Annotated in this window: 26 protein-coding genes; 8 read left to right on the top strand and 18 right to left on the bottom strand. The window is 60.9% G+C overall.

The window, feature by feature from the left end; genetic code table 11:
• The first annotated feature begins 87 nt into the window (after positions 1–87).
• The 4 genes from paaG (at position 88) to FZ934_RS27130 (ending at position 3,373) form a co-directional block, all read left to right on the top strand.
• On the top strand, positions 88–882 hold the full coding sequence (gene paaG / locus FZ934_RS27145; RefSeq protein ID WP_153273862.1) for a 2-(1,2-epoxy-1,2-dihydrophenyl)acetyl-CoA isomerase PaaG: 795 nt from the start codon (positions 88–90) through the stop codon (positions 880–882).
• Positions 879–1,328: a hydroxyphenylacetyl-CoA thioesterase PaaI gene (gene paaI, locus FZ934_RS27140; protein WP_153273861.1), complete on the top strand. Its 450-nt coding sequence runs from the start codon at positions 879–881 to the stop codon at positions 1,326–1,328. The genes paaG and paaI overlap by 4 nt, the downstream gene beginning before the upstream one ends.
• A gap of 32 nt (positions 1,329–1,360) precedes the next feature.
• A complete protein-coding gene (gene paaK / locus FZ934_RS27135) occupies positions 1,361–2,671 on the top strand; it encodes a phenylacetate--CoA ligase PaaK (RefSeq protein WP_153273860.1) in 1,311 nt (436 codons plus the stop codon).
• A 105-nt stretch (positions 2,672–2,776) separates the two neighbouring features.
• Positions 2,777–3,373: a TetR/AcrR family transcriptional regulator gene (locus tag FZ934_RS27130; RefSeq protein ID WP_153273859.1), complete on the top strand. Its 597-nt coding sequence runs from the start codon at positions 2,777–2,779 to the stop codon at positions 3,371–3,373.
• A 6-nt stretch (positions 3,374–3,379) separates the two neighbouring features.
• Here the strand turns inward: FZ934_RS27130 and FZ934_RS27125 are convergent, their stop codons facing one another.
• The 12 genes from FZ934_RS27125 to FZ934_RS27070 form a co-directional block, all read right to left on the bottom strand.
• Positions 3,380–3,994, bottom strand: coding sequence for a transferase hexapeptide repeat family protein (locus FZ934_RS27125; RefSeq protein WP_153273858.1), 615 nt, complete (start codon positions 3,992–3,994; stop codon positions 3,380–3,382).
• Positions 3,995–3,999: 5 nt separating this feature from the next.
• Positions 4,000–6,057, bottom strand: coding sequence for a phenylacetic acid degradation bifunctional protein PaaZ (gene paaZ, locus FZ934_RS27120; protein ID WP_153273857.1), 2,058 nt, complete (start codon positions 6,055–6,057; stop codon positions 4,000–4,002).
• Positions 6,058–6,074: 17 nt separating this feature from the next.
• On the bottom strand, positions 6,075–6,830 hold the full coding sequence (locus FZ934_RS27115) for a Phenylacetic acid catabolic protein (RefSeq protein WP_153273856.1): 756 nt from the start codon (positions 6,828–6,830) through the stop codon (positions 6,075–6,077).
• Between the two features lie 27 nt (positions 6,831–6,857).
• Positions 6,858–7,934: a 1,2-phenylacetyl-CoA epoxidase subunit PaaE gene (gene paaE, locus FZ934_RS27110; RefSeq protein WP_153273855.1), complete on the bottom strand. Its 1,077-nt coding sequence runs from the start codon at positions 7,932–7,934 to the stop codon at positions 6,858–6,860.
• Positions 7,935–7,959: 25 nt separating this feature from the next.
• A complete protein-coding gene (gene paaD, locus FZ934_RS27105; RefSeq protein WP_153273854.1) occupies positions 7,960–8,484 on the bottom strand; it encodes a 1,2-phenylacetyl-CoA epoxidase subunit PaaD in 525 nt (174 codons plus the stop codon).
• A gap of 15 nt (positions 8,485–8,499) precedes the next feature.
• Positions 8,500–9,279, bottom strand: coding sequence for a 1,2-phenylacetyl-CoA epoxidase subunit PaaC (gene paaC, locus FZ934_RS27100; RefSeq protein WP_153273853.1), 780 nt, complete (start codon positions 9,277–9,279; stop codon positions 8,500–8,502).
• A complete protein-coding gene (gene paaB, locus FZ934_RS27095) occupies positions 9,279–9,563 on the bottom strand; it encodes a 1,2-phenylacetyl-CoA epoxidase subunit PaaB (RefSeq protein ID WP_037136679.1) in 285 nt (94 codons plus the stop codon). The genes paaC and paaB overlap by 1 nt, the downstream gene beginning before the upstream one ends.
• A gap of 98 nt (positions 9,564–9,661) precedes the next feature.
• Positions 9,662–10,666: a 1,2-phenylacetyl-CoA epoxidase subunit PaaA gene (gene paaA / locus FZ934_RS27090; RefSeq protein ID WP_153273852.1), complete on the bottom strand. Its 1,005-nt coding sequence runs from the start codon at positions 10,664–10,666 to the stop codon at positions 9,662–9,664.
• 26 nt (positions 10,667–10,692) lie between these two features.
• Positions 10,693–11,898 (bottom strand): 3-oxoadipyl-CoA thiolase, encoded by a 1,206-nt coding sequence (gene pcaF, locus FZ934_RS27085; RefSeq protein WP_153273851.1) that lies wholly within the window; start codon positions 11,896–11,898, stop codon positions 10,693–10,695.
• Between the two features lie 233 nt (positions 11,899–12,131).
• On the bottom strand, positions 12,132–12,683 hold the full coding sequence (gene recX / locus FZ934_RS27080; protein ID WP_153273850.1) for a recombination regulator RecX: 552 nt from the start codon (positions 12,681–12,683) through the stop codon (positions 12,132–12,134).
• Between the two features lie 239 nt (positions 12,684–12,922).
• Positions 12,923–16,084: an efflux RND transporter permease subunit gene (locus FZ934_RS27075; protein ID WP_153273849.1), complete on the bottom strand. Its 3,162-nt coding sequence runs from the start codon at positions 16,082–16,084 to the stop codon at positions 12,923–12,925.
• 8 nt (positions 16,085–16,092) lie between these two features.
• On the bottom strand, positions 16,093–17,325 hold the full coding sequence (locus FZ934_RS27070) for an efflux RND transporter periplasmic adaptor subunit (protein ID WP_153273848.1): 1,233 nt from the start codon (positions 17,323–17,325) through the stop codon (positions 16,093–16,095).
• A 221-nt stretch (positions 17,326–17,546) separates the two neighbouring features.
• Here FZ934_RS27070 and FZ934_RS27065 point away from each other — a divergent pair, with 221 nt between their 5' ends.
• Together FZ934_RS27065 and FZ934_RS27060 are read left to right on the top strand one after the other, a co-directional pair.
• Positions 17,547–18,272, top strand: a complete 726-nt coding sequence (locus FZ934_RS27065; RefSeq protein WP_153273847.1) for a response regulator — start codon at positions 17,547–17,549, stop codon at positions 18,270–18,272.
• Positions 18,269–19,666 carry an ATP-binding protein gene (locus FZ934_RS27060; RefSeq protein WP_246737968.1) on the top strand — a complete coding sequence of 466 codons (1,398 nt, stop codon included), beginning with the start codon at positions 18,269–18,271 and terminating at the stop codon, positions 19,664–19,666. The genes FZ934_RS27065 and FZ934_RS27060 overlap by 4 nt, the downstream gene beginning before the upstream one ends.
• A gap of 22 nt (positions 19,667–19,688) precedes the next feature.
• Here FZ934_RS27060 and FZ934_RS27055 read toward each other — a convergent pair whose 3' ends face one another.
• A complete protein-coding gene (locus FZ934_RS27055) occupies positions 19,689–19,961 on the bottom strand; it encodes a DUF982 domain-containing protein (RefSeq protein ID WP_153273846.1) in 273 nt (90 codons plus the stop codon).
• Positions 19,962–20,116: 155 nt separating this feature from the next.
• On the opposite strand from FZ934_RS27055, the gene FZ934_RS27050 reads away from it, so the two are divergent.
• Positions 20,117–20,419, top strand: a complete 303-nt coding sequence (locus tag FZ934_RS27050) for a DUF982 domain-containing protein (RefSeq protein ID WP_153273845.1) — start codon at positions 20,117–20,119, stop codon at positions 20,417–20,419.
• An 18-nt stretch (positions 20,420–20,437) separates the two neighbouring features.
• Here the strand turns inward: FZ934_RS27050 and FZ934_RS27045 are convergent, their stop codons facing one another.
• The 5 genes from FZ934_RS27045 to FZ934_RS27025 form a co-directional block, all read right to left on the bottom strand.
• Positions 20,438–21,328 carry a PaaX family transcriptional regulator C-terminal domain-containing protein gene (locus FZ934_RS27045; RefSeq protein ID WP_153273844.1) on the bottom strand — a complete coding sequence of 297 codons (891 nt, stop codon included), beginning with the start codon at positions 21,326–21,328 and terminating at the stop codon, positions 20,438–20,440.
• A gap of 85 nt (positions 21,329–21,413) precedes the next feature.
• Positions 21,414–22,256, bottom strand: coding sequence for an ABC transporter permease (locus FZ934_RS27040; RefSeq protein ID WP_113362328.1), 843 nt, complete (start codon positions 22,254–22,256; stop codon positions 21,414–21,416).
• Between the two features lie 2 nt (positions 22,257–22,258).
• Positions 22,259–23,137, bottom strand: coding sequence for an ABC transporter permease (locus FZ934_RS27035; protein WP_153273843.1), 879 nt, complete (start codon positions 23,135–23,137; stop codon positions 22,259–22,261).
• The gene (locus FZ934_RS27030) at positions 23,134–24,234 is read right to left on the bottom strand and encodes an ABC transporter ATP-binding protein (RefSeq protein ID WP_153274063.1); all 1,101 of its coding nucleotides are present in this window, start codon (positions 24,232–24,234) and stop codon (positions 23,134–23,136) included. Before FZ934_RS27030 ends, FZ934_RS27035 begins: the two co-directional genes overlap by 4 nt.
• Before the next feature lie 57 nt (positions 24,235–24,291).
• Positions 24,292–25,467, bottom strand: coding sequence for an extracellular solute-binding protein (locus FZ934_RS27025; protein ID WP_153273842.1), 1,176 nt, complete (start codon positions 25,465–25,467; stop codon positions 24,292–24,294).
• A gap of 208 nt (positions 25,468–25,675) precedes the next feature.
• On the opposite strand from FZ934_RS27025, the gene FZ934_RS27020 reads away from it, so the two are divergent.
• On the top strand, positions 25,676–26,398 hold the full coding sequence (locus FZ934_RS27020) for a GntR family transcriptional regulator (RefSeq protein WP_153273841.1): 723 nt from the start codon (positions 25,676–25,678) through the stop codon (positions 26,396–26,398).
• Positions 26,399–26,418 lie beyond the last annotated feature (20 nt).

Below are 26,418 nucleotides of genomic sequence, written 5' to 3'. Positions count from 1 at the left end.
ATGCAGTGGATTTATAATTGACCGGCCGGTCGGTTTATGCAAGAGTTTTTTCATGAACCGCCCGATCCTGGCGGAACTGGAGGAAATATGTCCGAATCCGACACCGTCCTATCGGCCTTTGCCGATGGCGTTCTCACGCTGACGCTCAACCGGCCCGACAAGCTCAACGCCTTCAACGAAGAGATGCATCTGGCACTGCGAGCCGGCTTCGAACGCGCGCATCAGGATGCATCAGTGCGTTCAGTGCTTCTTACCGGCGCCGGGCGTGGCTTCTGTGCAGGACAGGATCTTGGTGACCGCGACCCGCGCAAGGGCGGAGCGGCGCCGGACCTCGGGCGGACGATCGAGCTCTTCTATAACCCGCTGATCCGCCTGATCAGGACACTTGAGAAACCTGTCATCTGTGCGGTCAACGGCGTTGCCGCGGGCGCAGGCGCCAATATCGCACTTGCATGCGATATCACGCTGGCAGCGCGCTCAGCGCGCTTCATTCAGGCCTTCGCCAAGATCGGTCTCGTGCCCGATTCCGGTGGCACCTGGAGCCTGCCTCGCCTCCTCGGTGAAGCGAGGGCCAAGGCTTTGGCGCTGACAGCCGAACCACTCGACGCAGAGACGGCAGCCAATTGGGGCCTCATCTGGAAAACGGTCAATGATGCCACGCTTCTCGACGAAGCAACGGCTCTGGCCGCCAAACTCGCTGCCGGACCGACAAAAGGCCTTGGCATGACCAAGCGCGCCATCCAGGCGGCAGCGACCAACTCGCTGGATGAGCAACTCGAACTCGAGCGCGATCTGCAACGCGAAGCGGGACGCAGCACCGATTATGCCGAGGGCGTGGCCGCGTTCCTTGAAAAGCGGAAACCGGAGTTCAAGGGGCAATGACGAATAGGCTCGTTCTGACTGCGCAAGAGCTTGCCGAAGCCTGTGCGGATGCGATGTGGCGCGAGGACAATGCCACTCGCCACCTAGGCATGGTGATGGAGCGCGTGGCACCCGGGACGGCGGTGATCTCCATGATCGTCAAGCCCGAGATGACCAATGGCCACGGCACCTGCCACGGGGGATACATCTTCGCGCTGGCCGATTCCGCCTTCGCCTTTGCCTGCAACACCTACAACCAGCGCACGGTGGGGCAGCACTGTTCCGTAACCTACATCGCGCCGGCATTCAAAGGCGACCGGCTGACCGCCTCCGCGCGCGAGGTCTCGCGGCGCGGTCGAGGCGGCATCTACGATATCAACGTGACCAATCAGAACGGCGAGCACATTGCCGAGTTCCGCGGCCACTCGCGCACCGTCAAGGGCACTCTTTTGCCGGAAGAGGCGTAAGCCGCCGGCCACTTATTTCGGAGGAGACATACATGGAAGATCTATCCCCCCGTCCCGGCGATCTCGACGCTCTCGAGACCGCCTCGCGCGACGAGATTGCAGCACTCCAGCTCGAACGAATGAAGTGGTCTCTGGGCCACGCCTACGAGAACTCACCTTTCTATCGTGCACGATTTGACGAAGCAGGTGTCCACCCCTCCGACCTGAAGTCGTTGGCCGATCTGGCGAAATTCCCGTTCACGACCAAGAAAGACCTTCGCGACACCTACCCCTTCGGCATGTTTGCCGTGCCGCGGGAAAAACTGGTGCGAATCCATGGCTCTTCGGGCACAACAGGCAAGCCGACCGTCGTCGGCTACACCCAGAAGGACATCGACACCTGGGCGGATATGGTCGCCCGCTCGATCCGGGCGGCCGGCGGCCGTCCCGGGGATATGGTCCATGTTGCATACGGATACGGGCTCTTCACCGGCGGGCTTGGTGCCCACTATGGTGCCGAGCGTCTCGGCTGCACGGTCGTGCCGATGTCGGGCGGCATGACGGAGCGGCAGGTCACGTTGATGCAGGATTTCAAGCCACGCATCATCATGGTCACGCCTTCCTACATGCTCTCGATTCTCGACGAGTTCCGCAGGCAGGGTATCGATCCCCGCGAAAGCTCGCTTGCCGTCGGCATCTTCGGCGCCGAGCCCTGGACCAACGCCATGCGCCAGGAGATCGAGCAGTCATTCGACATGCATGCCGTCGACATCTATGGCCTCTCAGAGGTCATGGGGCCGGGTGTCGCCAGCGAATGCGTCGAGACCAAGGACGGGCTGCATATCTGGGAAGACCACTTCTACCCCGAGATCATCGATCCCTCGACCGGCGAAGTTCTTCCCGATGGTGAGATGGGCGAACTCGTCTTCACGACGCTGACCAAGGAAGGCCTGCCGATCATCCGCTACCGCACCCGCGATCTGACGCGGCTGCTGCCCGGCACGGCGCGCTCCATGCGGCGCATCGAAAAGATCACCGGTCGCTCAGACGACATGATGATCCTTCGCGGCGTCAACGTCTTCCCGACCCAGATCGAGGAACAGATCCTAAAGTGTCATGGGCTGGCGCCGCATTTCCAGATCGAGCTCAGCCGGGCCGGGCGCATGGACCAGATGACGGTTCACGTCGAGTGCACGCCTGACGCGGCCGACGAAATTGCGCGCGCCACCTCGGCAAAATCCCTCGCCCACTACATCAAGAGCGTCGTTGGTGTTACCACAAAGATCGAGATTCGCGATCCGGGTGGAGTCGCTCGCTCCGAGGGCAAGGCAAAACGGGTCGTCGATAACCGACCAAAGGAATGAGTACGGCGCTTCCCGGGATGACGATCATTCTGGGAAGCGCCCATAAGACTCTCGGTACCCATCGCGTGGAGGGCGCGTCGGACGAAACAGGAACGCAGGAATAGTATGGCAAGAACGCGCGCGATCGACTTTGAAGAGAAACAACGCAGCCTGTTAAGCAGCGCCGCTGCCGTTTTTGCGGAGATGGGAATGGAGAAAGCCTCCATGGCCCACATCGCTTCGCGCAGCAATGTCTCCAAAGCCCTGCTCTACCACTACTATCCGAGCAAAGACGCGCTGATCTTCGATATCATCCGCAATCACCTGGAAGAGCTGGAGGCGGCTGTCGCCTCCGCCGACAACCCCGATGTTGCTCCGCAGGAGCGACTTCGACAGCTGGTTCGGCAGGTGCTTGAGAGCTATCGTGGTGCCGACAATGAGCACAAGGTGCAGCTCAACGGCACCGACGCGCTATCCGCGGAACAGCTCGATGAACTCCGCGCCATCGAGCGCCGGATCGTCAAGCGCTTTTCCAACACCATCATCGAGATCAACCCGGATCTCAACACCGACAAGCCACTGCTGATGCCGGTGACCATGTCGCTCTTCGGCATGATGAACTGGGTCTATATGTGGTTCCGCCCCGGTGGCCCGATCAGCCGCGACGAATATGCCGATATCGCGACGACATTGATCCTCGAAGGCGTCAAGGCTGTTCGCTGAACGGCATCATTCGTCAAACTTCAATCGTTCCAGGATCAACGGGTCATATTCCGGGGCCACGATGCGCCGGCGGTCCGTTTCCTGCTCGGTGAGCGGTTCGACAGCCTGCAGCTTGTCTTTCGCTTCGAGAGCCAGCCGCTGGTAGACGCCCGTGCCCTGCCGCTTCCAGGCGATTTCCTTCTCGCTGAGTTCGCGGATGACCCGCGCCGGCGAACCGACGGCGAGGCTATTTGGAGGGATTTCAGCTCCGGCCTTGACGAAGGCCATGGCGGCAACGATCGAATTCTCGCCGATCACCGCCTCGTCCATGACAACCGCGTTCATTCCCACCATGGCGTTCCGGCCAATTTGGCACCCATGCAACACGGCGCCGTGGCCAATATGGCCCTCCTCGCCGATCACAACTTCGACGTTGGGAAAGCTGTGTACGACGCAGGTCTCCTGAACGTTGGAGCCACGCTCCATGACAATGCGTCCGAAATCCCCACGCAGCACTGCGCAAGGCCCGACATAGCAGGCCGGTCCGATGATGACGTCACCGATCACCACCGCGGCCGGATGGACGAAGGCCGCCGGGTGGATGACGGGCACGACGCCATCATAGGAGTAGACCTGCGCCATCTCGATCAGTCCCTTGTCTTGGCAACCATCGTCAACACGTCGTATTGTGCGACCGTCGCAGCATTCTGATTGGTCACCCGGCAATCCCAGCGGACCTCGCCATGCTCGGCGCCGATACGGGGATTGATTTCCTTGCAGGTGAGATGCACCTGAAGCGTATCGCCCGGGTTGACCGGCGTCAGGAAACGCAGGTTGTCAACGCCGTAATTGGCAAGAACCGGGCCGGGAGCCGGATCGACGAAAAGACCGGCGGCAAAGGAGACAATCAGGTAGCCATGGGCGACACGTCCATCGAAGAACGGATTGGCCTTGGCTGCCTCCTCGTCCATGTGGGCATAGAAGGTATCGCCGGTGAAGTTGGCGAAGTGCTCGATATCCTCAAGCGTGACGGTGCGCGTGCCAGTAACAAGCTGGTCGCCGATCCTGAGTTCAGCGAGCGACTTGCGGAACGGATGCTCAGCATCCTTGCGGACGTCAGCATCAGAAACCCAGCGGCCAGTCACAGCGGAGAGAAGCGTTGGCGAGCCCTGTACGGCGGTGCGCTGCATGTAGTGCTTCACACCGCGAAGCCCACCGAGTTCCTCGCCGCCGCCAGCACGACCCGGACCACCGTGCACCAGACCCGGCAGCGGCGAACCATGCCCAGTGGAGGTCTTGGCACTGACACGGTTGCCTATCAGAACGCGACCGTGGAAGGGCGCCATTCCAAGGACAACCTCTTCGGCAAAGGCGGAATCGTTGGTGAAGACTGAGGAAACAAGGCTTCCCTTGCCACGGCGTGCAAGATCGACGGCCTCCTCGGCGCTGTCATAGGGCATGACCGTGCTGACCGGGCCGAAAGCCTCAATGTCGTGAACGGCGCGCGCCTCCCACGGCTTGTCGCAATATAGCAGAACGGGATTGAGGAAGGCACCGGCCTTGGCGTCGCCGGAAACGACGCGCGGAGTGTCCGGATCACCGGCAACGATCTCAGCATCAGCCAGGAGATCGCGGATGCGGGAGCGGACCTCCTCGCGCTGGGCAAGGCTCGCGAGCGGTCCCATGCGGACATTTTCATCGGCGGCGTTGCCGAGCGCGGTTTTGCCTAGGCGTTCGCCCAGAGCGGAAACCAAAGCGTCACAATAGGCTCTAGGCGCGATGACCCGGCGGATGGCCGTGCACTTCTGGCCGGCCTTCGCGGTCATTTCGCGGGAGACTTCCTTGACGAAAAGATCGAACTCCTCCGTGCCGGGCGCTGCATCGAGGCCGAGAACGGAGGCGTTGAGGCTGTCTGCCTCCATGGTGAAGCGGACCGAATTCTCGATGATCGCCGGATGCGTCTTCAGCTTGCGGCCGGTCCAGGCCGAGCCGGTGAATGTGACCGCATCCTGCCCGTCGACATGGTCCAGCAGGTCGCCCACGGAGCCGCAGACCAGTTGCACCGCTCCTTCCGGAAGCAGACCCGTCTCGACCATTCGGCGTACGACCAGTTCGGTCAGATAGGCCGTCTGGCTGGCCGGCTTGACGATAGCAGGCATGCCGGCGAGCAGGGTCGGAGCAAGCTTTTCCAGCATCCCCCAGACCGGAAAGTTGAAGGCATTGATGTGAATGGCAACGCCCTGCAGCGGCGACAGGATGTGCCGGGCAGCGAAGGTACCGTCACGCGACAGGGATTCGACGTCGCCGTCAACAAGGACGCGTGTGTTGGGCAGCTCGCGTCGGCCCTTCGAGGCATAGGACAGCAACGTGCCGATGCCTCCGTCGATATCGATCCAGCTGTCGGCTTTCGTAGCACCGGTGGCCGAGGAAAGTGCATAGAACTCTTCCTTGCGATCCATCAGTGCCTGGCCGAGAGCCTTCAGCATCGCCGCGCGCTCATGGAAGGACATGCGACGTAAGGCCGGGCCTGCCTTCTCGCGGCCGTATGCAAGAGACGCGGCAAAGTCGACGCCGGTGGAATCGATTGTCGCCACCGGTGCGCCCGTCGACGCATCGAGCAGCAGAGCGCCATCCTTCGTACCGGGAACCCAGCGGCCATAGACGTAGCTTTCGAGCCGGCGCGGCGGGTTTACCAGAACGTTCATTGTCGTATCCTTCCGGGTCAGTTCAGATTAAGCGCAATGAGCTGCGCGTCGACAGCTGCCTGCCATTCGGTCAGCAGCGCCTCATTGGGAGTATGGCGGAGGCCGAAGCGCGCCAATGTTTCGTAGCGAGCCGAGCCGGAGTGTCCAAAGCTCGCGGCGACGCGCGGACGCCAATAGGCGATCGCTTCCCGCGCCTGCGACATCCCAGCTTCCGTTTCGGCAATCCGCTTCAAGCCCTCGATGCCAAGCTCGGTATGGTGCGCCTCGCGCGGTAGGATGGCGCGAAACACTTCGGCAAGCGGCTGATAGGAGACGTGGGTAAGCTCGCGAAGCTGGATGGTGCTTGCCGCGCCCATGAGCACATTCATGATGACAGCGTCCACCCAGCCATGCAGAGGATAGTGGAAGACCGAGAGGCGCATATCGCCGCCTTGACGTGCCGCGCCAATATCAGCCTCACGCGTCAGCCGGGCATCCCAGGGGTGATGGACGGCATAGCGGCCGGTATCGGCGCCGAAGCTGCCCATGATCTCGAGCACGCGACCGGCGTGGTCGGTCTTTTCGAGCACGATCTTGGCAGACGCGATGCGCTCCTTGATGCCAGGCGCATCGTTGATCGTGTCGGCAAAGCCGGCCGCACCCGCAAGCTCGCTGTCGACGAAACTTGCCATCAGGCGCAGGAGCTCGCCGCGATAACGCGGGGTCACATTGTCAGGCGACGTCAGCACGCCACCCTTCAACAGATATTCTTCGATCGGCATCGTATCGGACATTGGCAGTTCCTCCCGCGCTTTCGCGCCTTACTGGTCGTAGCTCACCACGACGCGGTCGCTCAGCGGATAACACTGACAGGTCAGCACGTAGCCCTGACGCACTTCGTAGTCCTCGAGCGCATGGTTGACCTCCATCTCGGTCTCACCTTCGATCACCTTGGCCCGGCACGTGGAACAGACACCCGCCTTGCAGGCGTAGGGTGCGTCCATGTTGTTCTCGATAGCCGCTTCCAGCAGCGTCTGGCCCTGCTTCGGCATCTTGAAGACGCGGGTTGCGCCATCGAGAGTAACCGTCGCCTCGCAGGCCGCGCCGCGATCCGCGGAGGCCGAGCTTTCCGTCTTCCGGCGGGCCCGGCCCGGCTGCGACGAGGCGAAGAGCTCGAACTTGATCTGCTCCTCGCGCATCCCGTGGTCGCGAAGAGCGGCCGCGATTGTCAGCATCATCGGTTCCGGACCGCAGATGAAGGCGGTGTCGACGGATTTCAGGTCGATCCAGTGCTTGAACAGTGCCGCGCACTTGCCGGCGTCGATCCGGCCTGTGAAAAGATCGATATCCTGGGCTTCGCTTTCCAGTACATGCAGAATGGACAGGCGGCCGAGATAGGTGTTCTTCAGATCGTCCAGCTCTTCGCGGAACATGATCGAGCTGATCTGCCGGTTTGCGTAGACGAGCGTGAAGCGAGAATGGGGCTCACGCGAAAGCGTGGTCTTGATAATTGACAGCACCGGCGTAATGCCGCTGCCGGCGGCAAAACCGAGGTAGCTCTTGGAGATCTCGGGCTCAATCGCCGTGAAGAACGCGCCCATGGGCGGCATTGCCTCCAGCGTATCGCCAATCCGCAGCTCTTCGTTGGCCCAGGTCGAGAAGCAGCCGCCGTCGACCCGCTTGATTCCGACCCGCAACACACCTTCGTCACGCCCGGCACAGATCGAGTATGAGCGGCGCAGTTCTTCGCCATCGAACTTGCGGCGGAACGTCAGATACTGACCCTGCGTAAAATCGAACGCATTGCGGTCCTCGGCCAGCGGAGCGAGCGTGACAACCACCGCATCGCGCGTCTCGCGCTTGACGTCGGTAACCTGAAGGGAATGGAAACGTGCCATATTGCGGACCTCACTGGGCAAAGCGTCAGATGCACTTGAAATAGTCGAATGGTTCCAGACAGTCGGTGCAGCGATAGCTCGCCTTGCAGGGCGTCGAGCCGAACTGGCTGATCTTTTCGGTGTTGGTCGATCCGCATCGCGGACAGGCGATCGTCGGGTTGGAACGGCCGGAGAGCCGATCGACGCGCTGGCGCAGGAGGCCGTCTATCGCGGTGCCATCGACAGGCGGCGCAATACCGTAGGCCTTGAGCTTTTCGCGACCTTCGGAACTGATCCAGTCAGTGGTCCAGGCTGGCGACAGCCGACGTTCCAGCCGCAGCTTTTCGACGCCTTTTTCATGCAACGCCTGCTCGATATCGAGATTGATGATCGCGGTTGCCGGACAGCCGGAATAGGTCGGCGTTACCGTCACAACCAGCGTGTCGTCATCGAAGGCGACGTCGCGGATGATGCCAAGGTCAACAAGAGAGATGACCGGAATCTCCGGATCCGGAACCTCGGCAAGCCACTGCCAGACGTCTGTTGTCGAAGGCAAAGTTACGGCCATCATGACCGTCTCCTTCCGTTACCAGGTTGCGCCCGGATAGGCGCGCTGCAGGAATTGCAGCTCGGCCAGGATGAAGCCCATATGTTCAGTATGGAGACCCCGCTTGCCGCCCTTGTGCATGAAACCATCGGCTGGCTTTTGGAGGGTTGCCTCTAAGAGCGTCTCGCCAACCAGTTCATCCCAGGCGGCCTTCAGGCTCTCCGGCTCCGGTGCAATGCCAGCTACGGAAAGCTCCGTGTCGGATGCATCGCCGATGAAGAGTTCGCCGGTATAGGCCCAGAGATCGTCCAGCGCCTCCTGCATGCGCCGATGGCTTTCGGCGGTGCCGTCGCCAAGGCGGATGATCAGATCGCGGCTGCGGTCGAGGTGATAGGCAACTTCCTTCGACGCCTTCTCGGCAATTTCAGCAATGCGCTTGTCGGTCGAGCCGCAAAGCGCCTTCAGCGTCAGGAAGTGCCAGGCATCGAACAGAAATTGACGCATCAGCGTCTTGCCAAAATCGCCGTTTGGACGCTCGACCAGCAGAACGTTGCGGAACTCGCGGGCGTCGCGCAGGTAGGCAAGATTGTCGGCGCTGCGGCCCCGTCCTTCGACTTCGCCGGCGAGGGCGAGCCAAAGCTGTGTCTGACCAATCAGATCGAGCGCGGTGTTGGAAAGCGCAATGTCTTCTTCAAGAGCCGGCGAATGCCCGCACCATTCAGAAACGCGATGCCCAAGGATGAGCGTATTGTCGCCCATGCGGGCCAGAAACTCGAAAAGTGCTGTCTGGCTGACAGCGGTGTTGGAGGAGGCACTCATCACATATGCCCCACTTCATCTGGAACGTCGAAGAACGTCGGATGGCGATAGACTTTCGAATTCGAAGGATCGAAGAGGGGCCCCTTGTCCGAAGGCGCGCTAGCGGTGATGTCGCTTGAGCGCACTACCCAGATGCTGACGCCTTCGTTCCGGCGAGTGTAGACGTCGCGGGCGTTGTTCACGGCCATTTCGGCATCAGGCGCGTGCAGGCTGCCGACATGCCGGTGATTGAGGCCGTGCTGACCGCGGATGAAGACTTCCCAAAGAGGCCATTCGCTGGACATGGATATTTCTCCCGTCTTGCGCTTCTCACGGGCCCTGGCCCGGAAATCGCATATTGTTAAGAGTGCGACTGCTTGGAGCGAGCGCCGAGGCGCCCGGCTTACTCGGCTGCGATCCGCGCAGCAGCGCGACGCGATTTCATCTTTTCGGCGTGGGCAACGAGACCATCACGGAACCAGGCGCCGTCGTTCCATGCCTTCTGCCTGGCGCCGAGGCGTTCGGCATTGCAGGGGCCGTTACCGGCGATGACCGCGAAGAACTCCGTCCAGTCAGGTTCGCCGAAATCGTAGCCACCCTTTTCCTCGTTCCATTTCAGATCCGGGTCGGGAACCGTGAGGCCAAGGTATTGTGCCTGCGGCACCGTCTGGTCCACGAACTTCTGGCGCAGTTCGTCATTCGAGTTCTGCTTGATCTTCCAGGACATGGATTGAGCGGAATGAACCGACGCATCGTCGGAGGGACCGAACATCATCAGCGACGGCCACCACCAGCGGTTCAAAGCGTCCTGGACCATTTCCTTCTGAGCCGGCGTGCCCTTGACCATCTTCATCAGGATGTCGAAGCCCTGACGCTGATGGAAGCTCTCTTCCTTGCAGATGCGGACCATGGCGCGGGCGTAGGGCCCGTACGAACAGCGCTGCAGCGGCACCTGGTTCATGATCGCGGCACCATCCACCAGCCAGCCAACAGCGCCGATGTCGGCCCAGCTCAGCGTCGGATAGTTGAAAATCGAGGAATACTTCGCCTTGCCGCTGTGCAGCTGCTCGTACATTTCGTCACGGCTGATGCCGAGTGTCTCGGCGGCGCAGTAGAGATAGAGGCCATGCCCAGCTTCGTCCTGGACCTTGGCAAGCAGGATGGCCTTGCGCTCGAGCGTCGGCGCGCGGGTGATCCAATTGCCCTCAGGCAGCTGGCCGACGATTTCGGAATGCGCGTGCTGGCTGATCTGGCGCATCAAGGTTTTGCGGTAGCCTTCCGGCATCCATTCCTTCGGCTCGATCTTCTGCCCGGCATCGACGCGCTCCTGGAAGGCACGTTCCACCGGATCCATCTCGTCGAGCGTCTTGACGCGGGCGCTGTCGGTCTTGACCATCTGTGCATACATGGTTTCGTCTCCTTTGCCGTCGCGCGTCAGACGCGCTCAAGAATGATTGCAATGCCCTGGCCGACGCCGATGCACATTGTGCAAAGCGCGTAACGGCCGCCCTGGCGATGCAATTGGTAGGTTGCCGTCGTGATCAGGCGGGCGCCACTCATGCCGAGCGGGTGGCCCATCGCGATGGCGCCGCCATTCGGATTGACATGGGGCGCATCATCGGGGAGGTCCAGATCGCGCAGCACGGCGAGCGCCTGAGCTGCAAATGCCTCGTTGAGTTCGATCACATCCATCTGCCCGATTGAAAGACCGGCGCGCTCCAGCACGCGTCGCGCGGCGGGTGCCGGGCCGATACCCATGATGCGAGGTTCGACGCCAGCTGCCGCCATCGCGACGATGCGCGCCTTCGGCGCCAGGCCCTGCGCTCTTGCGGCGGATTCGCTTGCAACGACGAGAGCGGCGGCTCCATCGTTGACGCCAGATGCATTACCGGCCGTGACACTGAGATCGGGGCCGTTGACGCCCTTCAATCTTGAAAGCTGCTCGACTGTCGTACCCGGGCGTGGGTGCTCGTCGCGATCGACGACAACAGGATCGCCTTTTTTCTGCGCAACCCTCACGGCGACGAGTTCGTCCGCGAAGAGGCCGGCTTCCTGCGCGGCTGCCCAGCGAGCTTGGCTGCGGGCTGCGAAGGCATCCTGGTCGGCGCGGCTGACGCCAAAATCAGCGGCGACGTTGTCGGCCGTCTGCGGCATTGAATCGACGCCGAATTCGGCCTTCATCTTGGGATTGATAAAGCGCCAACCGATCGTGGTGTCATAGATGGCGTTGGCACGGGAAAAGGCACTGTCTGCTTTCGGCATGACGAATGGTGCGCGGCTCATGCTTTCAACGCCGCCGGCGATCACCAAATCGCAGTCGCCGGCGCGGATCGCTCTTGCGGCCATGCCGACGGCGTCCATGCCGGAGCCGCATAGGCGGTTGACCGTGGTCGCAGGGACCGCGATCGGCATGCCGGACAGGAGCACGGCCATGCGGCCGACATTGCGGTTGTCCTCGCCCGCCTGATTGGCGCAGCCATAGATCAGATCGTCGACCTTGCTCCAGTCGACCTGAGGATTGCGCTCCATCAGAGTTGCCAGCGGAAGGGCGGCGAGATCGTCTGCGCGGACCGTCGCCAGCGCGCCGCCGTAGCGGCCGATGGGTGTACGAACGGCATCACAGATGAATGCTTCCGACATGCGCGAATTCCTCCTGCTCCCGCAACGCCAATCAAACCCAAAATGGATTAACCGACCGATCGGTCACTTATTTAGCACTCATTACATCACAAGACAATCCAATTTTCTTCAAAATTTGTGACATTAGATCGTACGGGCAGATACAGTGCTCCAGGCAACGCGATCGCCCGGTCGCGCGGAAACTCCGGCCTAGGTTCAGCGCGGCTTTGTCCGTGGGGTGATTATACTGGAAGTCAGAGCGACTGGCTTTGCAGAAGAAGCTCTTCCGCCTCGTCGCGGGTCATTTCGAATATTCTGCGGCCGATGGAGAGGCTGAACCCTCCTCTGGCAAACGCGGAAAGTTCCTTGTTCCGCCGAGCGTCATCGGCATCAAGCCGGCGATAAGGACCGAAGCCACGCTTACGAGCGAAATTCAATGCGGCCAGAAAATCGTCGGCTTCCTCAAGCGCGTTCCCGACGATTTCGCGATCCACGCCCTTGATGGCCAGCTTCTGCGAGATCGCCTTCTTGGATTTGCCGCTTCGAACAGCGGAGCGGACCTTCAATTCGGCATAATTGACGTCATCAAGCGCGTTGAGGCGATAGCCGCATGCGACAGCCTCCTCTCCGAGACGCTGCAATTGCGCGGCCGAAATATCTTCGAACTTCTCTCGCGCCTTGCGAAGGATAGCCTGCCTCAGCTCATGTTCCGACATCATCTTTCGTTGCACACGATAGATCGTCGAGTTTCGAGCCCATTGAAGCATGCGCGCCGTTGGCGCTGGTTCTGTTTCGTCGGCGTCCATTGGAGTTGCGAGCTCATTGCGGGGTAGGCTTTTGCCTAAACCAGAAACGCCGCGATGACCAGTCCGACGACGGCAGCCCGAAAGCCCCCGCGTTTGTCGCGCTGCCTCATCCATATTACGTACTATTCGGTACTTCAATTTTCCAAAGCGTCGCGATAATGTGGTGATGGTCACGCGGGAAACCACCCCGATTTGTTCGAGAGCTCACCTCTCCGCTTCCCGCGTGACTGCCTTTTCCCTTATGCCCGATCAGCGTGCCCATTATCCTGCGCAGACGCGTCACCCGCGTGGTGCTCCTCTTGGGGCGATTTGCCCTTGAAGATGCCGCGAACCGCGACGAAGAGCAGCGGAATGAGGAAGATCCCAAGTACCGTTGCCGCGATCATGCCGCCCATGACGCCGATGCCGATCGAGTTCTGGCTTCCGGAGCCGGCACCATTCGCAATCGCCAGCGGCAGGACACCGAGAATGAAGGCAAGGGACGTCATCAGGATTGGACGCAGACGCTGCCGCGACGCCTCGAGCGTCGCCGCCACGAGATCCTTGCCCTGCTTCTGCTGCTCGATGGCGAATTCGACGATCAGGATCGCATTCTTCGCCGCCAGGCCGATCGTCGTGAGCAGACCAACCTTGAAATAGACGTCATTGGTCTGGCCGAAGAGTAGCGCCGCAAGCAGAGCCCCGAAGACCCCGATCGGAACCGAAAGCATGACCGCGAACGGGATCGACCAGCTCTCGTAGAGGGCGGCCAGCGCCAGAAAGACCACAAGAATCGAGATCGCGTAGAGTTGCGTCGCCTGGCTGCCTGAGAGGCGTTCCTGCGCCGACAGGCCCGTCCACTCGTGCGTGAACCCTTGCGGAAGCTGGCTCACGAGCGCATCGATCTCGTTCATTGCATCCCCAGAAGAGACTCCGGTTGCCGCGGAACCCTGGATTTCGACAGCAGACGAGCCGTTGTAGCGCTCCAGGCGAGGAGATCCGAACTTCCAGTGGCCGCTCGCGAAAGACGAGAACGGAACCATGTTGCCGTCGGAGTTCTTCACATACCAGCGATCGAAGTCTTCCGGCTGCATGCGGAAATCCTTGTCGGCCTGAACATAGACCTTCTTCACACGTCCGCGATCGATGAAATCATTGACGTAGTTTCCGCCCCATGCCGTCGACAAGGTGGTGTCGATGTCCGACAGGTCGAGGTTGAGTGCACTGGCGCGCTCTTCATCTATATCCACGGAATACTGCGGCGTATCCTCCTGGCCATTCGGACGCGTGCCGACGAGCTTGCTGCTCTTTCCAGCAGCAGCCAGCAGTTGGTTGCGCGCCTCGATCAGCTTCTGGTGACCGGCACCGTTCGTATCCTTCAGATAGAAGTCAAAGCCGCTGTTGTTGCCGAAGCCTGGGATGGCGGGGGGCGACAGGGCAAAAACGTTCGCGTCCTTGATCCCCTGAAATGCCTTCATGGCTCGACCGGCAATCGCCTGCGCCTTCGACTGAGGCGTCTTGCGCTCCTCGAAGTCCTTGAGCTTCACGAAGGCGATGCCGACGTTCTGCCCCTGACCGCCGAAACCGAACCCGACAACGCCCATCACGCCGGTGACGTAATCCTTCTCGTCATTGAGATAGTGATCGGTGACCTGCTGCAGCACCTTGGCCGTACGATCGGCCGTTGCTCCAACGGGCAACTGCACGCTGGTGATCAGGATACCCTGGTCCTCGTCCGGGAGGAACGAACTTGCGAGGCGGTTGAACATGAAGCCAACACCAACAGCGATCAGCACGAAGACAACGAGGAACAGGGCACGTCGCCGCAATATGCCGCCGACGCCGCGCTGATATCCGCTGGTGCCACGCTCAAAAGCCCGGTTGAAGATGCCGAAGACACCCTTCTTTTTCGCTCCATGATTGGGGCGCTTGAGGATGGTGGCGCAGAGGGCCGGCGTCAGGATCAACGCGACCAGAACCGATAGCAGCATCGCCGATACGATCGTCACGGAGAACTGGCGGTAGATGACGCCGACAGATCCCGAAAAGAAGGCCATCGGCACGAACACGGCGGACAACACGGTCGCAATACCGATCAGCGCGCCGGTGATCTCGCCCATCGACTTTATCGTCGCCTGCTTGGGCGAGAGATCCTCTTCTTCCATCACGCGTTCGACGTTTTCGACAACAACAATCGCGTCGTCGACGAGAAGACCGATCGCCAGCACCATACCGAACATGGTCAGCGTGTTGATGGAGTATCCGAAGAAGGAAAGGATACCGAAGGTTCCGAGCAGAACCACAGGAACGGCAAGCGTCGGAATGAGCGTCGCCCGGAAGTTCTGCAGAAAGACGAACATGACGATGAAGACGAGCGCAATCGCCTCCAGCAGCGTTCTGACGACCTCTTCGATCGACAGCTTGACGAAGGGCGTGGTGTCGTAGGGATAGACGACCTCGACGTTGGCGGGCAGCGTCTGCTTCAAAGTCTCGATCGTCGAACGGACGGATTCCGCCGTATCGATCGCGTTGGCACCCGAAGCCAGCATGATGGCAAGGCCAGCCGAGGGTTTTCCATTGTAAGTGCTCGAGCTCGAGTAGCTTTCCGCGCCAAGCTCGACGGTCGCGACGTCGTTCAGCCGCACGAGCGAGCCGTCGGCGTTGCTCTTCAGGATGATGTTTTCGAACTGCTCGGGCGTCTGCAGCCGGCTCTTGGCCGTGACGGTGGCGTTCAGCTGCTGGCCCTTGCGTTGCGGTAGCGCACCAAGCTGACCGGCGGCGACCTGCGTATTCTGTGCCTCAATGGCCGCCGTCACATTGCTGACCATCAGCGAATACTTGGCGAGCTTGTCGGGATCGACCCAGATACGCATGGCGTAGCCCGATCCGAAGAGCTGTGTATCGCCGACGCCCGGAACACGCTTGAGCGTATCATTAAGAGTGCTGTTGACGTAGTCGGCAAGGTCGGTCGAGTTCAGTTTTCCGTCCGTCGACACGAAGCCGATAACCATCAGGAAGTTCGAAGTCGATTTCGTAACCGTCAGGCCGGTGTTCTGAACGCTCTGCGGCAGCTGCGCCTCGACAAGCTGCAGCTTGTTCTGCACCTGCATCTGAGCGACGTCCGCATCAGCCTTGTTGGTGAACGTGAGCGAGATCGATGCAGCGCCCGTCGACTGGGATGTCGAGGTCATATAGTCGAGGTTATCGATACCCGTCATGCCCTGCTCGATGACCTTGGTCACCGAGTTTTCGACGGTCTCGGCATCAGCTCCGGGATAGTTGGCGGAGATTCTGACGGTGGTTGGCGCGATCTGCGGGTACTGCGAGATCGACAGTGTGGTTATGGACAGCAATCCGCCAAGCATGACGCAGATTGCGATCACCCATGCAAAGATGGGCCGGTCAATGAAGAAACGAGACACCGGTCACCTCACTCGACTACGGCCGCGTTGGCGGCCTGTTTCGATGCGGCGGCGGAGGCCGACTGTTTCAGTTCGCCGGTGCCGTCGTCGATCACGACGTCGTCGACCTTGACGTCCTGTCCGTCGCGGATGCGCTGTATTCCCTCGACAACCACACGCTCGCCATCCTTGATGCCCTCGCCGACGAGCCAGCTGTTACCAATGCTGCGCTGGGTCACAAGCACGCGCTGATGAACCTTGCCGTCAGCGTCGACAAACATGGCGATGGGCTCGCCCTTGGTGTTGCGGGTGACCGCGCGTTGGGGAACGAGGAAACTATTGGGCGCGATACCCTCCTCGATCGTGGCGCGAACATACATCCCGGGGAGAAGCAGGCGGTCCGGATTGGGAAAGCTTGCACGAGCGGTGACGGTGCCGAGCGTCTCGGAAACGGAGGCTACGGAAAACTCGAACGCTCCCGGCAACGGATAGGCGGTGCCATCCTCCAGTCGAAGTTTCACCGACACATTCGATCCGACGACCTTCAGCCTGCCTTCGGCGACAGCGCGCCGCAGGGCGAGAAGGTTCGTATTGGATTGGGTGACATCGACGTTGATCGGATCGAGCTGGTTGATGGTCGCCAGCGCGGTCGTCTGCTCGGCGGTAACAAGCGCACCCACGGTTACCGCTGAAGCGTCGATGCGACCGGAAATCGGAGCCCTGATCTTCGTGTAGTCGAGATTGATCCGTGCCGTTTCCAGAGCTGCTTTTGCGGCCGCGACATCGGCCTGCGCCTGCGTCAATGTCGATTGGGCGTCGTCCAGATCCTGCTTGCTGACGACGGCCTGCGATGTCAGGCCCTTGTAACGATCGACCTTTGCCTGCGCGCTCGGGACGGCGCCTTGTGCCTTCTGCAAGGCAGCCGTGGCGCTGTCATAGGACGCCTGGTAGGCGCTGGGGTCGATTTCGTAGAGAATATCGCCGGCCTTGACCTCGCTGCCTTCCTTGAAGTTTCGCGCACGGATGATGCCGCCAACCTGGGGGCGGACCTCGGCAATCAACGAGGCCGCGGTTCTGCCGGGTACCTCCGCCGTCAGCGCGACCGACTGGACATGAAGGGTCACGGCGCTGACTTCAGGTTTCACGCCCGCGGCGTTGCTCTGTTGAGCGCCGCCGCTCTTTTCGTTGCACGCTGATAGCAAGCAGCACACGGCGAGCAGCTTCACCAGGGTGGGCAGTGGCCGAATGGTCACCAGGGACATTTGAAACTCCAACAATATCGACAATTCATCTCTTTGAGTTGGCCGGACATTGGCCGGGCTTTGTCATGAGAGTTTGTCACGGCGGATGAAAACGGTAACGAGATTTCCCTACATCCAGTCACTGCTACAATTGGTTACAATTTAGACCTTGCGTGCCCCAGCAACACAACGTCACAGAAGAGTGATCTGGCTGCGAGACGGCGCAGGCGAGCGGAGGTCACATGGAGCGAACACCCCATATCCTGGTCGTGGACGACCATCAGGAAATTCGAGACCTCCTCGCCAGATACCTTGCAAAGAACGGATTGCGCGTGACGGCCGCGAATGGCGGGGCGGAAATGCGCCAGCACATGCGGACATCCAGTATTGATCTCGTGGTGCTCGACATCATGATGCCCGGTGAAGACGGTTTGTCGCTCTGCCGATACCTACGGCAGAACAGTTCGATCCCTATCGTCCTGCTGACCGCGATATCGGACGAAACAGACCGGATCATCGGCCTGGAGATCGGCGCCGACGATTATGTTACCAAGCCATTCAATCCACGAGAACTGCTGGCGCGTATCCGCGCGCTCCTGCGCCGCAGTGCGTTTACCGCCGCGCAGGCGCCGAGCGAGGTCGATGCTCATCGCTATCGCTTCCAGAACTGGACCCTTGATGCCTCGCGTCGCGTGCTGATCGACGAGACCGGTCAGGACATAGCGCTCGGCAGCGCCGAGTTTCGGCTGCTCCTGGCTTTTGTTAGCCGCCCCGGTGTCGTGCTGACGCGCGATCAGTTGCTGGATATTACCGCAGGCCGGTCGGCACAGGTTTTCGACAGAAGCATCGACAACCTGGTCAGCCGCCTGCGCCGACGCATCGAGCCCGATCCGCAGCAGCCCAGCCTGATAAAGACGGTGTGGGGAGACGGATACACCTTTGCAACTGCCGTGGAGAAACTTGCGTGACGGGCAATCGCCGAATTTGGCCGCGTAGCCTCGCCACACGTCTGATCGTGCCGCTGATGGTCGCCCTCGCGGTTGCCCAGGTCGCCCTCTTCATCACGTTGCGCGGCCAGCAGGACGTCGTCGTCGACGGCGTCGTTCACGGGCAAGCGCTGAACCTGACGGTATCGCTGGCGCGGCTCGTCGACACATATCCGCCAGCGGAAAGCCAGCGCCTGGCCGACGCGTTCGGTTCGAGGCAATCATGCGCCTATGTCAGCGCAGCGCCTCCGGCAAACCACAAGATGGATGCATCGGAAACCCGGCTCGCCCATCTGCTGGCGGAGCGTCTGCATCAGGTCGAGGCGAGCCAGCTTCAGATAACCATCGAACCGCTGGCGCATTCGGCGCACCCCTGCGACCGGGATGTTTCGGCGAGCAATCTCGCCGAACCCGACACGTCTTCAGGCAAACCATTCCGCGTCGTGGCACTCGCCATGCATGTCCCGCTAAAGGATGGCAGGTGGCTAACGGTCCGCACCGCGATCGACGTTCCCGGTCTCTGGAATCGGGCGGCAATACTGTCGTTCCTGTTTTCCTCGCTTGCCGTCGCCGCAGTTGTCGTCGTTGTGATCCGTTCACAGACCAGTTCTCTCCGTGAGCTGGCGATTGCATCGGAGCGTCTCGGACGAGGAGAAATCATTCCGCCGCTCGCGGTCAGTGGACCTGCCGAGGTTGCGGCCACGAGGCAGGCCTTCAACACCATGCAGGAGCGTCTCAGCCAGTTTCTCCGCGATCGGCTTCGCCTTCTTGCCAGCATCAGTCATGATCTTCGTACGCCCCTCACCACCTTGCGCCTCAAGGCGGAATTCATCGAGGACGATGTGGTGCGGGAGGATCTCGTCAAGACAATTGAGGAGCTGACGCTGATCTGCGAAGCGACGCTGGCTTTCACGCGAGCCGAAGCGGTTGGCGAGGAAACCAAGCTTGTCGCCCTCGATGAACTTGTCGGCGATATCGTCAGCGAATTTCGCATGGCGGGAAGCAACGTCTCGGCCGCGCCGCTGCCACCGACCGGTTATCCCTGCCGGCCTGTAGCGTTGAAGCGTGCCGTCCGAAATCTGGTCGAGAATGCCACCCGCTACGGATCGAGCGCCCGGCTGCGGCTCGATCGATCCGGCGACGGTATTCTTCTCTCGGTCGAAGACGACGGTCCCGGCATTCCGGAGGATCAGATCGAGGATGCGTTCAAGCCGTTCGTGAGGCTCGAGGCCTCCAGAAGCACCGAAACAGGCGGAATCGGGCTCGGTTTGTCGATCGCCCGTAACATCATCGTGGCCCACGGCGGCAGCCTCGTCGTCTTCAATCGGCCATCAGGCGGGCTCAGGGCTGAAATTCTTCTGCCGAACGCAGCGTGATGCAGGCTCAGGGCACCCTTGGCTAGGCTCCTAGAACTGCGGACGGCATGACGACATCATATGTGATATGCGCCTCGTCGCAGGCATCGCGAAACGCAGCCTCGGCTTCATCGGCCAGTGCGCGCTTGGCCTCAACGCCTTCGCAAATCTGCAAAGCCCGCATATAGGCCGCGCCTTCGGCAATCGGCCAATGGGTCAACAGGCAGTGCAAGGCCTGCTGGGTAGTCTCGATCGCCTGCATCGAGCCGGTTCTCTTGCACGCGATCAAAACGACATGACGCCACCGCGTGTCCATATCCGATGCCTCCTCAGTTCGAGGCGAGACAATCGCACCTGACGGCGCGGATACGCAACTACCATTTTCGGGGCAGTTAATGTGATCGGAACTCGCGTCCTGGCACGAAGCTTGCGACGTAGCTTTCGTTAAAGCTGTATCGGAGGCGCAGTGTCATGAAACAGCACACATTGATGTTCCGTCCCCTCGGGCTGGCCATGCCGTGCATTGGCGAATACAGGGTTGTTAACTCCGTTCGTTCTGCGGCGATAACCCTCTTGCAGCATTGGCCTGCTGACGATGGAGAAGACTTCGCCGACGCCATCATTGCCTGCCTGGATGCCATTTATGGCGATACGACTCCCGAGCGTGTACGAAGCGCACTGCTAAGCGCGGCAGCGGAGGCGAACGTCACGGTCCTAGAGGTTGCACCGGTCCCGCATGTGAGCCGGACGGAAGTAGCAGCCAACATTGCCTGACCCGTGAGGGCAGAGACGCTATGCGCTTCGTTTAAGCGAGGCCAGGCGCTGGTCGGTCGCCGAACTTCTAGCAGCCAGACCGCCCGCCGGACTGACAAAGTTCTCCGCGATATAGCGATCGGCCGCGGAAGACAGCGCCATATAAAGGCGCGCAAACAGAACACGTGCCTCGCGACCCGGCCAGTCGGTCGGCAACGCGTCGTCGGGCAGACGCGGATCGTGCAGCAACACACTCCGGAAGCGATGGATGAGCAGAAGCCGCGCAGTCAGTGCCATGGCGGGGGTCAGATCACCTTCGACAGCGCCATCTGCCAGGGGTGAGAACTGCTCCATGAACGCCCGGTAGGCAGCTTTATACCTTTCGAGGTCCCAATTCTCGGCAACGAACGCTCGCAATCCCGGTTCGCTCGAGATTGTTCCGACTTTGAAAAGAAGAAGAGGATGGCTACTGTCGAGGTGTCTGATGGGCCCGACTGCAAGCCGAGCATTGACGCGGCTGTAGCCCATCCGTTCCAGAGCCGCCATGGCCTCTTCAGGCGCATCTCCCAAGGCGTGCGCAAACTGCCAGCCGTGATCATCCGTGCCGCCAAAAAGGGTGGTAGCGGCTACCGCGAACTCGGTGCGCGCGGCTTGCGAAAGACCATAATAGCTGCGCCGTCCCTCGCGCTCACCGACAAGCTGACCAGCGGCGACCAATCGGGAGACCGCAGTTCGCACCAGCGTTTCACTGATCCCGACGATCGCGCATGTCTCGATGAGATTGCCCACCCACGCAACGCCGCCCCGCGGCTCGACCACGTCCCCATAGATGGTAACGATAAATCCCGCGGCCCGCAGCGGCGTCTCAAGCGTAATTTTCTGGATCAGATCGCCAATTCGGCGATCCGCGTCAGTCACTGCCGCGCCCAAGAAGACTCTCCTTGCAAGTATCGAGGGCGCAGATAGCACATTTGTCGACCAGGGGGCAGCGTGTCGAAATTGCCCCCTGATTTCCTCAATGAGCGCTTTGCTGCTTTGCGCGCGCAACGATCTGGGTCGGGTTCACGAACTGCAAGGCCAGCACAAGCCAGAACAATGTCGTGACCATGTAGACCACGGCCATCGCATCGATCGACTGGCCTGCGCGGACCCCTGATGCGAAAACAGCGTAGTAGAGCGACACGACCAGCGTTTGCGTCGTCGGTCCCGCTATGAGGAAGGTCAGTTCGAACATTGCGATGGTTCGCACGAGTACCAGCAACAATGCGGCAAGCATGCCCGGCAGAAGCAGCGGTAGCAGGATGCGTACGAAGAGGCTGGTCGTCCCGGCACCGAACACCCGTGCCGCTGCTTCGATGCGCGGATCGATCTGTTCGATGAAGGGGATCATGACGAGTACCACAAACGGCAGCGATGGCACGATGTTGATCAACACGACGCCCCAGAATGTCCCGCCAAGCCCCAGCTGATAGAGCACTGTTGCCAACGGAATGCCGTAGGTCAGGGGCGGAATGAGCAACGGCAGTAGGAAAAGCAGCACAACCAGACGCTTTCCGGGGAAATCGCGTCGTGCGAGCGCATAGGCCGTCGTGACACCAAGGATCCCCGAGATGATGACGACTGTAAAGACGATCTCGAAGGTGACGAGAACGACACTGGAGAGCTGGAATTCCTTCCAGGCGCTGAAGTACCATCTTGTCGTCCAGCCGGCCGGCAGCCAGGTGCCGAGCCAACGTGTTGCGAACGAGTTGACAATGACCGCGGCAATGACGGCCAGCAGATTGAGCACAAACAGGATAGCAAGCGCCCAGATGGCGAAGCGCCAGATCTTCGATGTGAGGCCCTGATCGCGGATCATGACTAGCCTTTCGTGCCGCCGGCCGGGCCGCGGTAAAAGAGGGAGCGCATACCGAGGACCGCCAGCACGACAACGAGCTCCACGCCGCCCATGATGAGCGCGATCGCGGAGCCGAGCGAATGGTCATACTGCTCGAAGGCAGCCTGATAGGCCGCAATCGAGATGACTCGCGTCGGTCCGGCTGGTGCCCCTAGGAGGACTGCAGAGGGAAACACGGCAAAGGCCTGTACGAAGGCAAGGCAGAACGTGACGGCAAGCCCCGGAACCAGGAGCGGCAGGAAGACGCGGAAGAACCTCTGCCGTGGCCCGGCCCCCAAGGTCGCCGCCGCCTGCTCGATGGCCGGGTCGATGCCGGTCACGTAGGACAACGTCAGCAGGAAGGCGAAGGGAAAGCCGGTGATCAACAACGAGGCGAAGACGCCCCAATAGTTGTTGGTCAGCTTCACAGGATTGTCGAGAATGCCGAGCATCAGCAGTGTGTGGTTGAACCAGCCACGCGGCCCGAGAAACGTCAGAAGCCCGTCGGCGACAAAGACCGTGCCGAGAGTGATCGGCAGCACGAGAATGGTGGTAAGCAATCGCTGCCTGCGCATCAGGCGAACGCGAAGCGCAACCGGCACCGCGAAGGCGAGATTCATGACGGTCACCGGCAAGGCCAGCCACATGGTCGCGGCAATGGTCCGGTACTGGAACGGATCGCTGAAGAATTTTGCATAGTTCGCGTACCAGGCCCCCTCTTTCGGCAGCAAGGAGTCGGCCACCCCATAAAGGAAGGGGTAGACGAAGAGCGCGAGCATGAAGATCAGCCCGGGTAGCAGCAGGAGCGTGGTGCCGTCGAGACCACGCGCGGCAAGCCGTGTTTGCAGCGACGGCCCGCTCATCCGGTCGTTCCCGCAAAGATCAGCGCCCGGCCGGCGACTGGCTGCAGCCTGGTCGGTGCACCGCGGGGCAGCGGTTCATCTGCGCGGAAGTAGAGTTCGGAACCATCGACAGCCCGTGCCATGCCGAAGAAGGCGCGCCCGCGATACTCCATGCTGATGACAGTCGCGGCAATGCCCTCGCTGCCCGATGCCACGAGATCTTCCGGGCGGACAGACAAGACCGCCGCATCGCCAACCGTCAGCGGCGACCGCATTGTGCCGGAGAGCCTTGCGCCGGCGACCTCGATTTCAGCTTCGTCGTTCGAGACGCGAGTAATGCGGCCGGCAACGCGAGTTCGGAAACCCATGAAGTCTGCGACCTCGACGTTGACGGGCCGCTGGTAGAGATCCTGCGGTGTTCCAATCTGCTCGATGTGTCCTTGGCTCATGACCACGATACGGTCGGCGAGCGACAGCGCCTCATCCTGGTCATGGGTGACGTAAATGGTGGTGGAGCCGATCTGGTCATGGATGCCACGAATTTCAGCGCGCATCTCCAGCCGCAATTTGGCATCGAGGTTGGAAAGCGGCTCGTCCATCAGCACGATCGGCGGCCGGATGACGATGGCGCGCGCGATCGCCACGCGTTGTTGCTGGCCGCCGGAAAGCTGGCCGGGCAGCTTGTCCGCCTGGCTTTCCAGACGCACCAGCGCCAGCGCATCGCGGATGCGCTGATCGGCTTCCGGACCCTTGATGCCCTGCATGGCAAGGCCGAACCCAACATTCTTGCGAACACTCATGTGCGGAAAAAGCGCATAGCTCTGAAAGACCATGCCGAAACCACGGCGCTCTGGTTCAAGCTGATCGATGCGCGTGCCGCCGAGACGAATTTCGCCGCCCGTCAGCCCCAGCAGGCCGGCGATGCAGTTCAGCGCGGTGGACTTGCCGCAGCCAGACGGACCGAGCAGGGCCACGAATTCTCCCGGCTCGATCGCCAGATCGATACCGTTCAGGGCGTTGAATGCGCCGAATGCTCGACGCATTCCGTCGAGTTCGAGGCGTGCGTTCTTGCGCATCGGTGCGGGGGCATTCGAAACCGAGGTCAAACCAATCTCCATCTGCAGCATGATGTGGCCGGCCCGAAAGGCTATCCCGGGCCGACTTGCTTCGCTCGATCAGCCTTTCTTTGCGCCGATCTTTTCGTCCCAGATGCGGAAGGCTTCGACCAGCTGCTTCGGCTCCAGCGGCACTTCCAGCGGATTGTTGGCTATCCAATCGGCATATTCCGGCCTGCCGAATTCCTTGATCGTGTCCTGGCTTTCCTGTGGCGCCATCTCCAGGGTGACGTCCTTGACGGCGGGGCCTGGATAGAAATAGCCGGCGTCGTAGGCGATCGCCTGCTGCTTGGGCTGCAGAATGTAATTGAGAACGTCGATCAGCACGCCGATCTTCTCATCCGAAACGCCCTTCGGGATCACAGCATAATGAGCGTCGGTAACCCAATGGAAACCGTCGAGCTTCTGTACCTTCGCTTCCGCCGGAACAATGCCAAGAGCACGCGGGTTGATGTCCCAGCCCGTTGTGGAGACGACGATGTCGCGCGTGCCTTCGCCCAGTTCTTTCATCACCTGGCCGGTACCGGTCGGATAATACTCGATATGTTCGCCAAGCGCGGCGAGGTAGTCCCAGGTCTTTGCCCAGCCCTTGGCCGGATCACGCGGATCGCTATCGCCGAGGAGGTAGGGAAGACCCATGAGGAACGTACGGCCGGGGCCGGAATTTGCCGGTCGGGCATAGATGAAACGGTTCTTGTTCGCCTTCGCCCATTCCAGCAGTTCCTGAGCGGATTTCGGCGGTGTCGGCACCTTGTCGGGCATGTATTCGATGAGGGGCCCGGAGGGATAATAGGTGATGACGACACCCTGATCCTTCGCCAGCGCCTGCATCTTGAAGGCCTGCGGCTGCAGCACCTGCTCGAGGTTCGGGAGTTCGGACTTGTGTGCCGCCAGATCGATCCAGAGGCCTTGGTCGAGACCAGCCGAAAGCGCATCGGTGCCTGTCAGAACGAGATCAATATCAACCTTGCCGGCCGCCTGCTGCGCCTTGATCTTGCCGGGCAGTTCCGGTGCCGGCGCCTTTGTGAACGCGAAGCTGGAAACCCAGTCTGCCTTTTCCGCGGCATAGGCTTCGAACATGCCCTGCGTCAGCGCCAGGTTGCCGGCGACATCTGCGATCGTGATGGTGACTGGGCTTGCGGGCTTCTTGGCCTGCGCAAAGACCTTGAGCGGCAGCATGGTAGCAACGGCCGCGCCAGCGGCGGTGCCGACAAATGTTCTGCGGGTAACTTTCATTCTGTTTCTCCTCCTCTTGTTGCCGGACGCGCCAGATACAGAAATCCGGGCTTCCCGGCCCGGTCGTCGCAGGACCGGAACCTCGTCTCAAATTGTGTGAAACCTCCTGAAATGATTGCCAAAAACACCGTTCCTCCCCGGTGCGCCTTGGCAGTCGCAATAAATTGATATACTAGTATGCACGAGCAAGTCAACTTCAGGACCCCCAATGCAGGCAGCAGTTGTTTCCGTTCCGGTCGCCATGGCTTCCGAAGCCGAAAGGCCAGCGAAGCTGCGCCGCGTGACAACTGCAGATGCAATTTTCGACCGGCTCTACGCGGATATCCTGGCACTGCGGATGCCGCCCGGCATGCCGCTTCAGGAAAAGCGGATCGCGGAAGAGTTCAATGTCAGCCGCACGCCAGTCCGCGAAGCGTTGTTGCGTCTTTCCGAAGGCGGACTTGTCGATATCTACCCACAATCAGGAACGGTGGTGTCACGCGTGCCGGTCTCAGCAATCCCGGAGGCCGTGGTCGTTCGCAAGTCGCTGGAAGGTACCACCGTCGAGCGCGCTGCCGAGATCGCCACACCAGCCGACATCGGGCGCCTGGATGCGATCATTTCGCGGCAGAGATCGCTGGCCGCACTTGGCGACACATCGGCATTTCATGAAGAGGATGAAGCCTTCCATGAAGCGATATCAGGCATTGCCGGATATCCCGGCATCTGGACGATCCTCCGGACCGTAAAGGTACAGATCGACAGGGCTCGCCGTCTGACATTGCCGGTCCTCGGCCGCATGGACAATGTCGTACACGAGCACGGGCTTATTCGCGACGCCATCGCGGGCCATGATAGGGAAGCCGCACGCGCGGCGATGATGCATCACCTCAGCGCCGTCATTCCGGATGTCGCCGAGCTTCGCACCCAATATCCAGACTATTTCTGCTGAACTATCGGCAGCAACGACAA

The sequence above is a fragment of the Rhizobium grahamii genome, assembly GCF_009498215.1.
GTDB lineage: Bacteria > Pseudomonadota > Alphaproteobacteria > Rhizobiales > Rhizobiaceae > Rhizobium > Rhizobium grahamii_A.
This window is presented reverse-complemented; position numbering and strand designations above follow the sequence as displayed.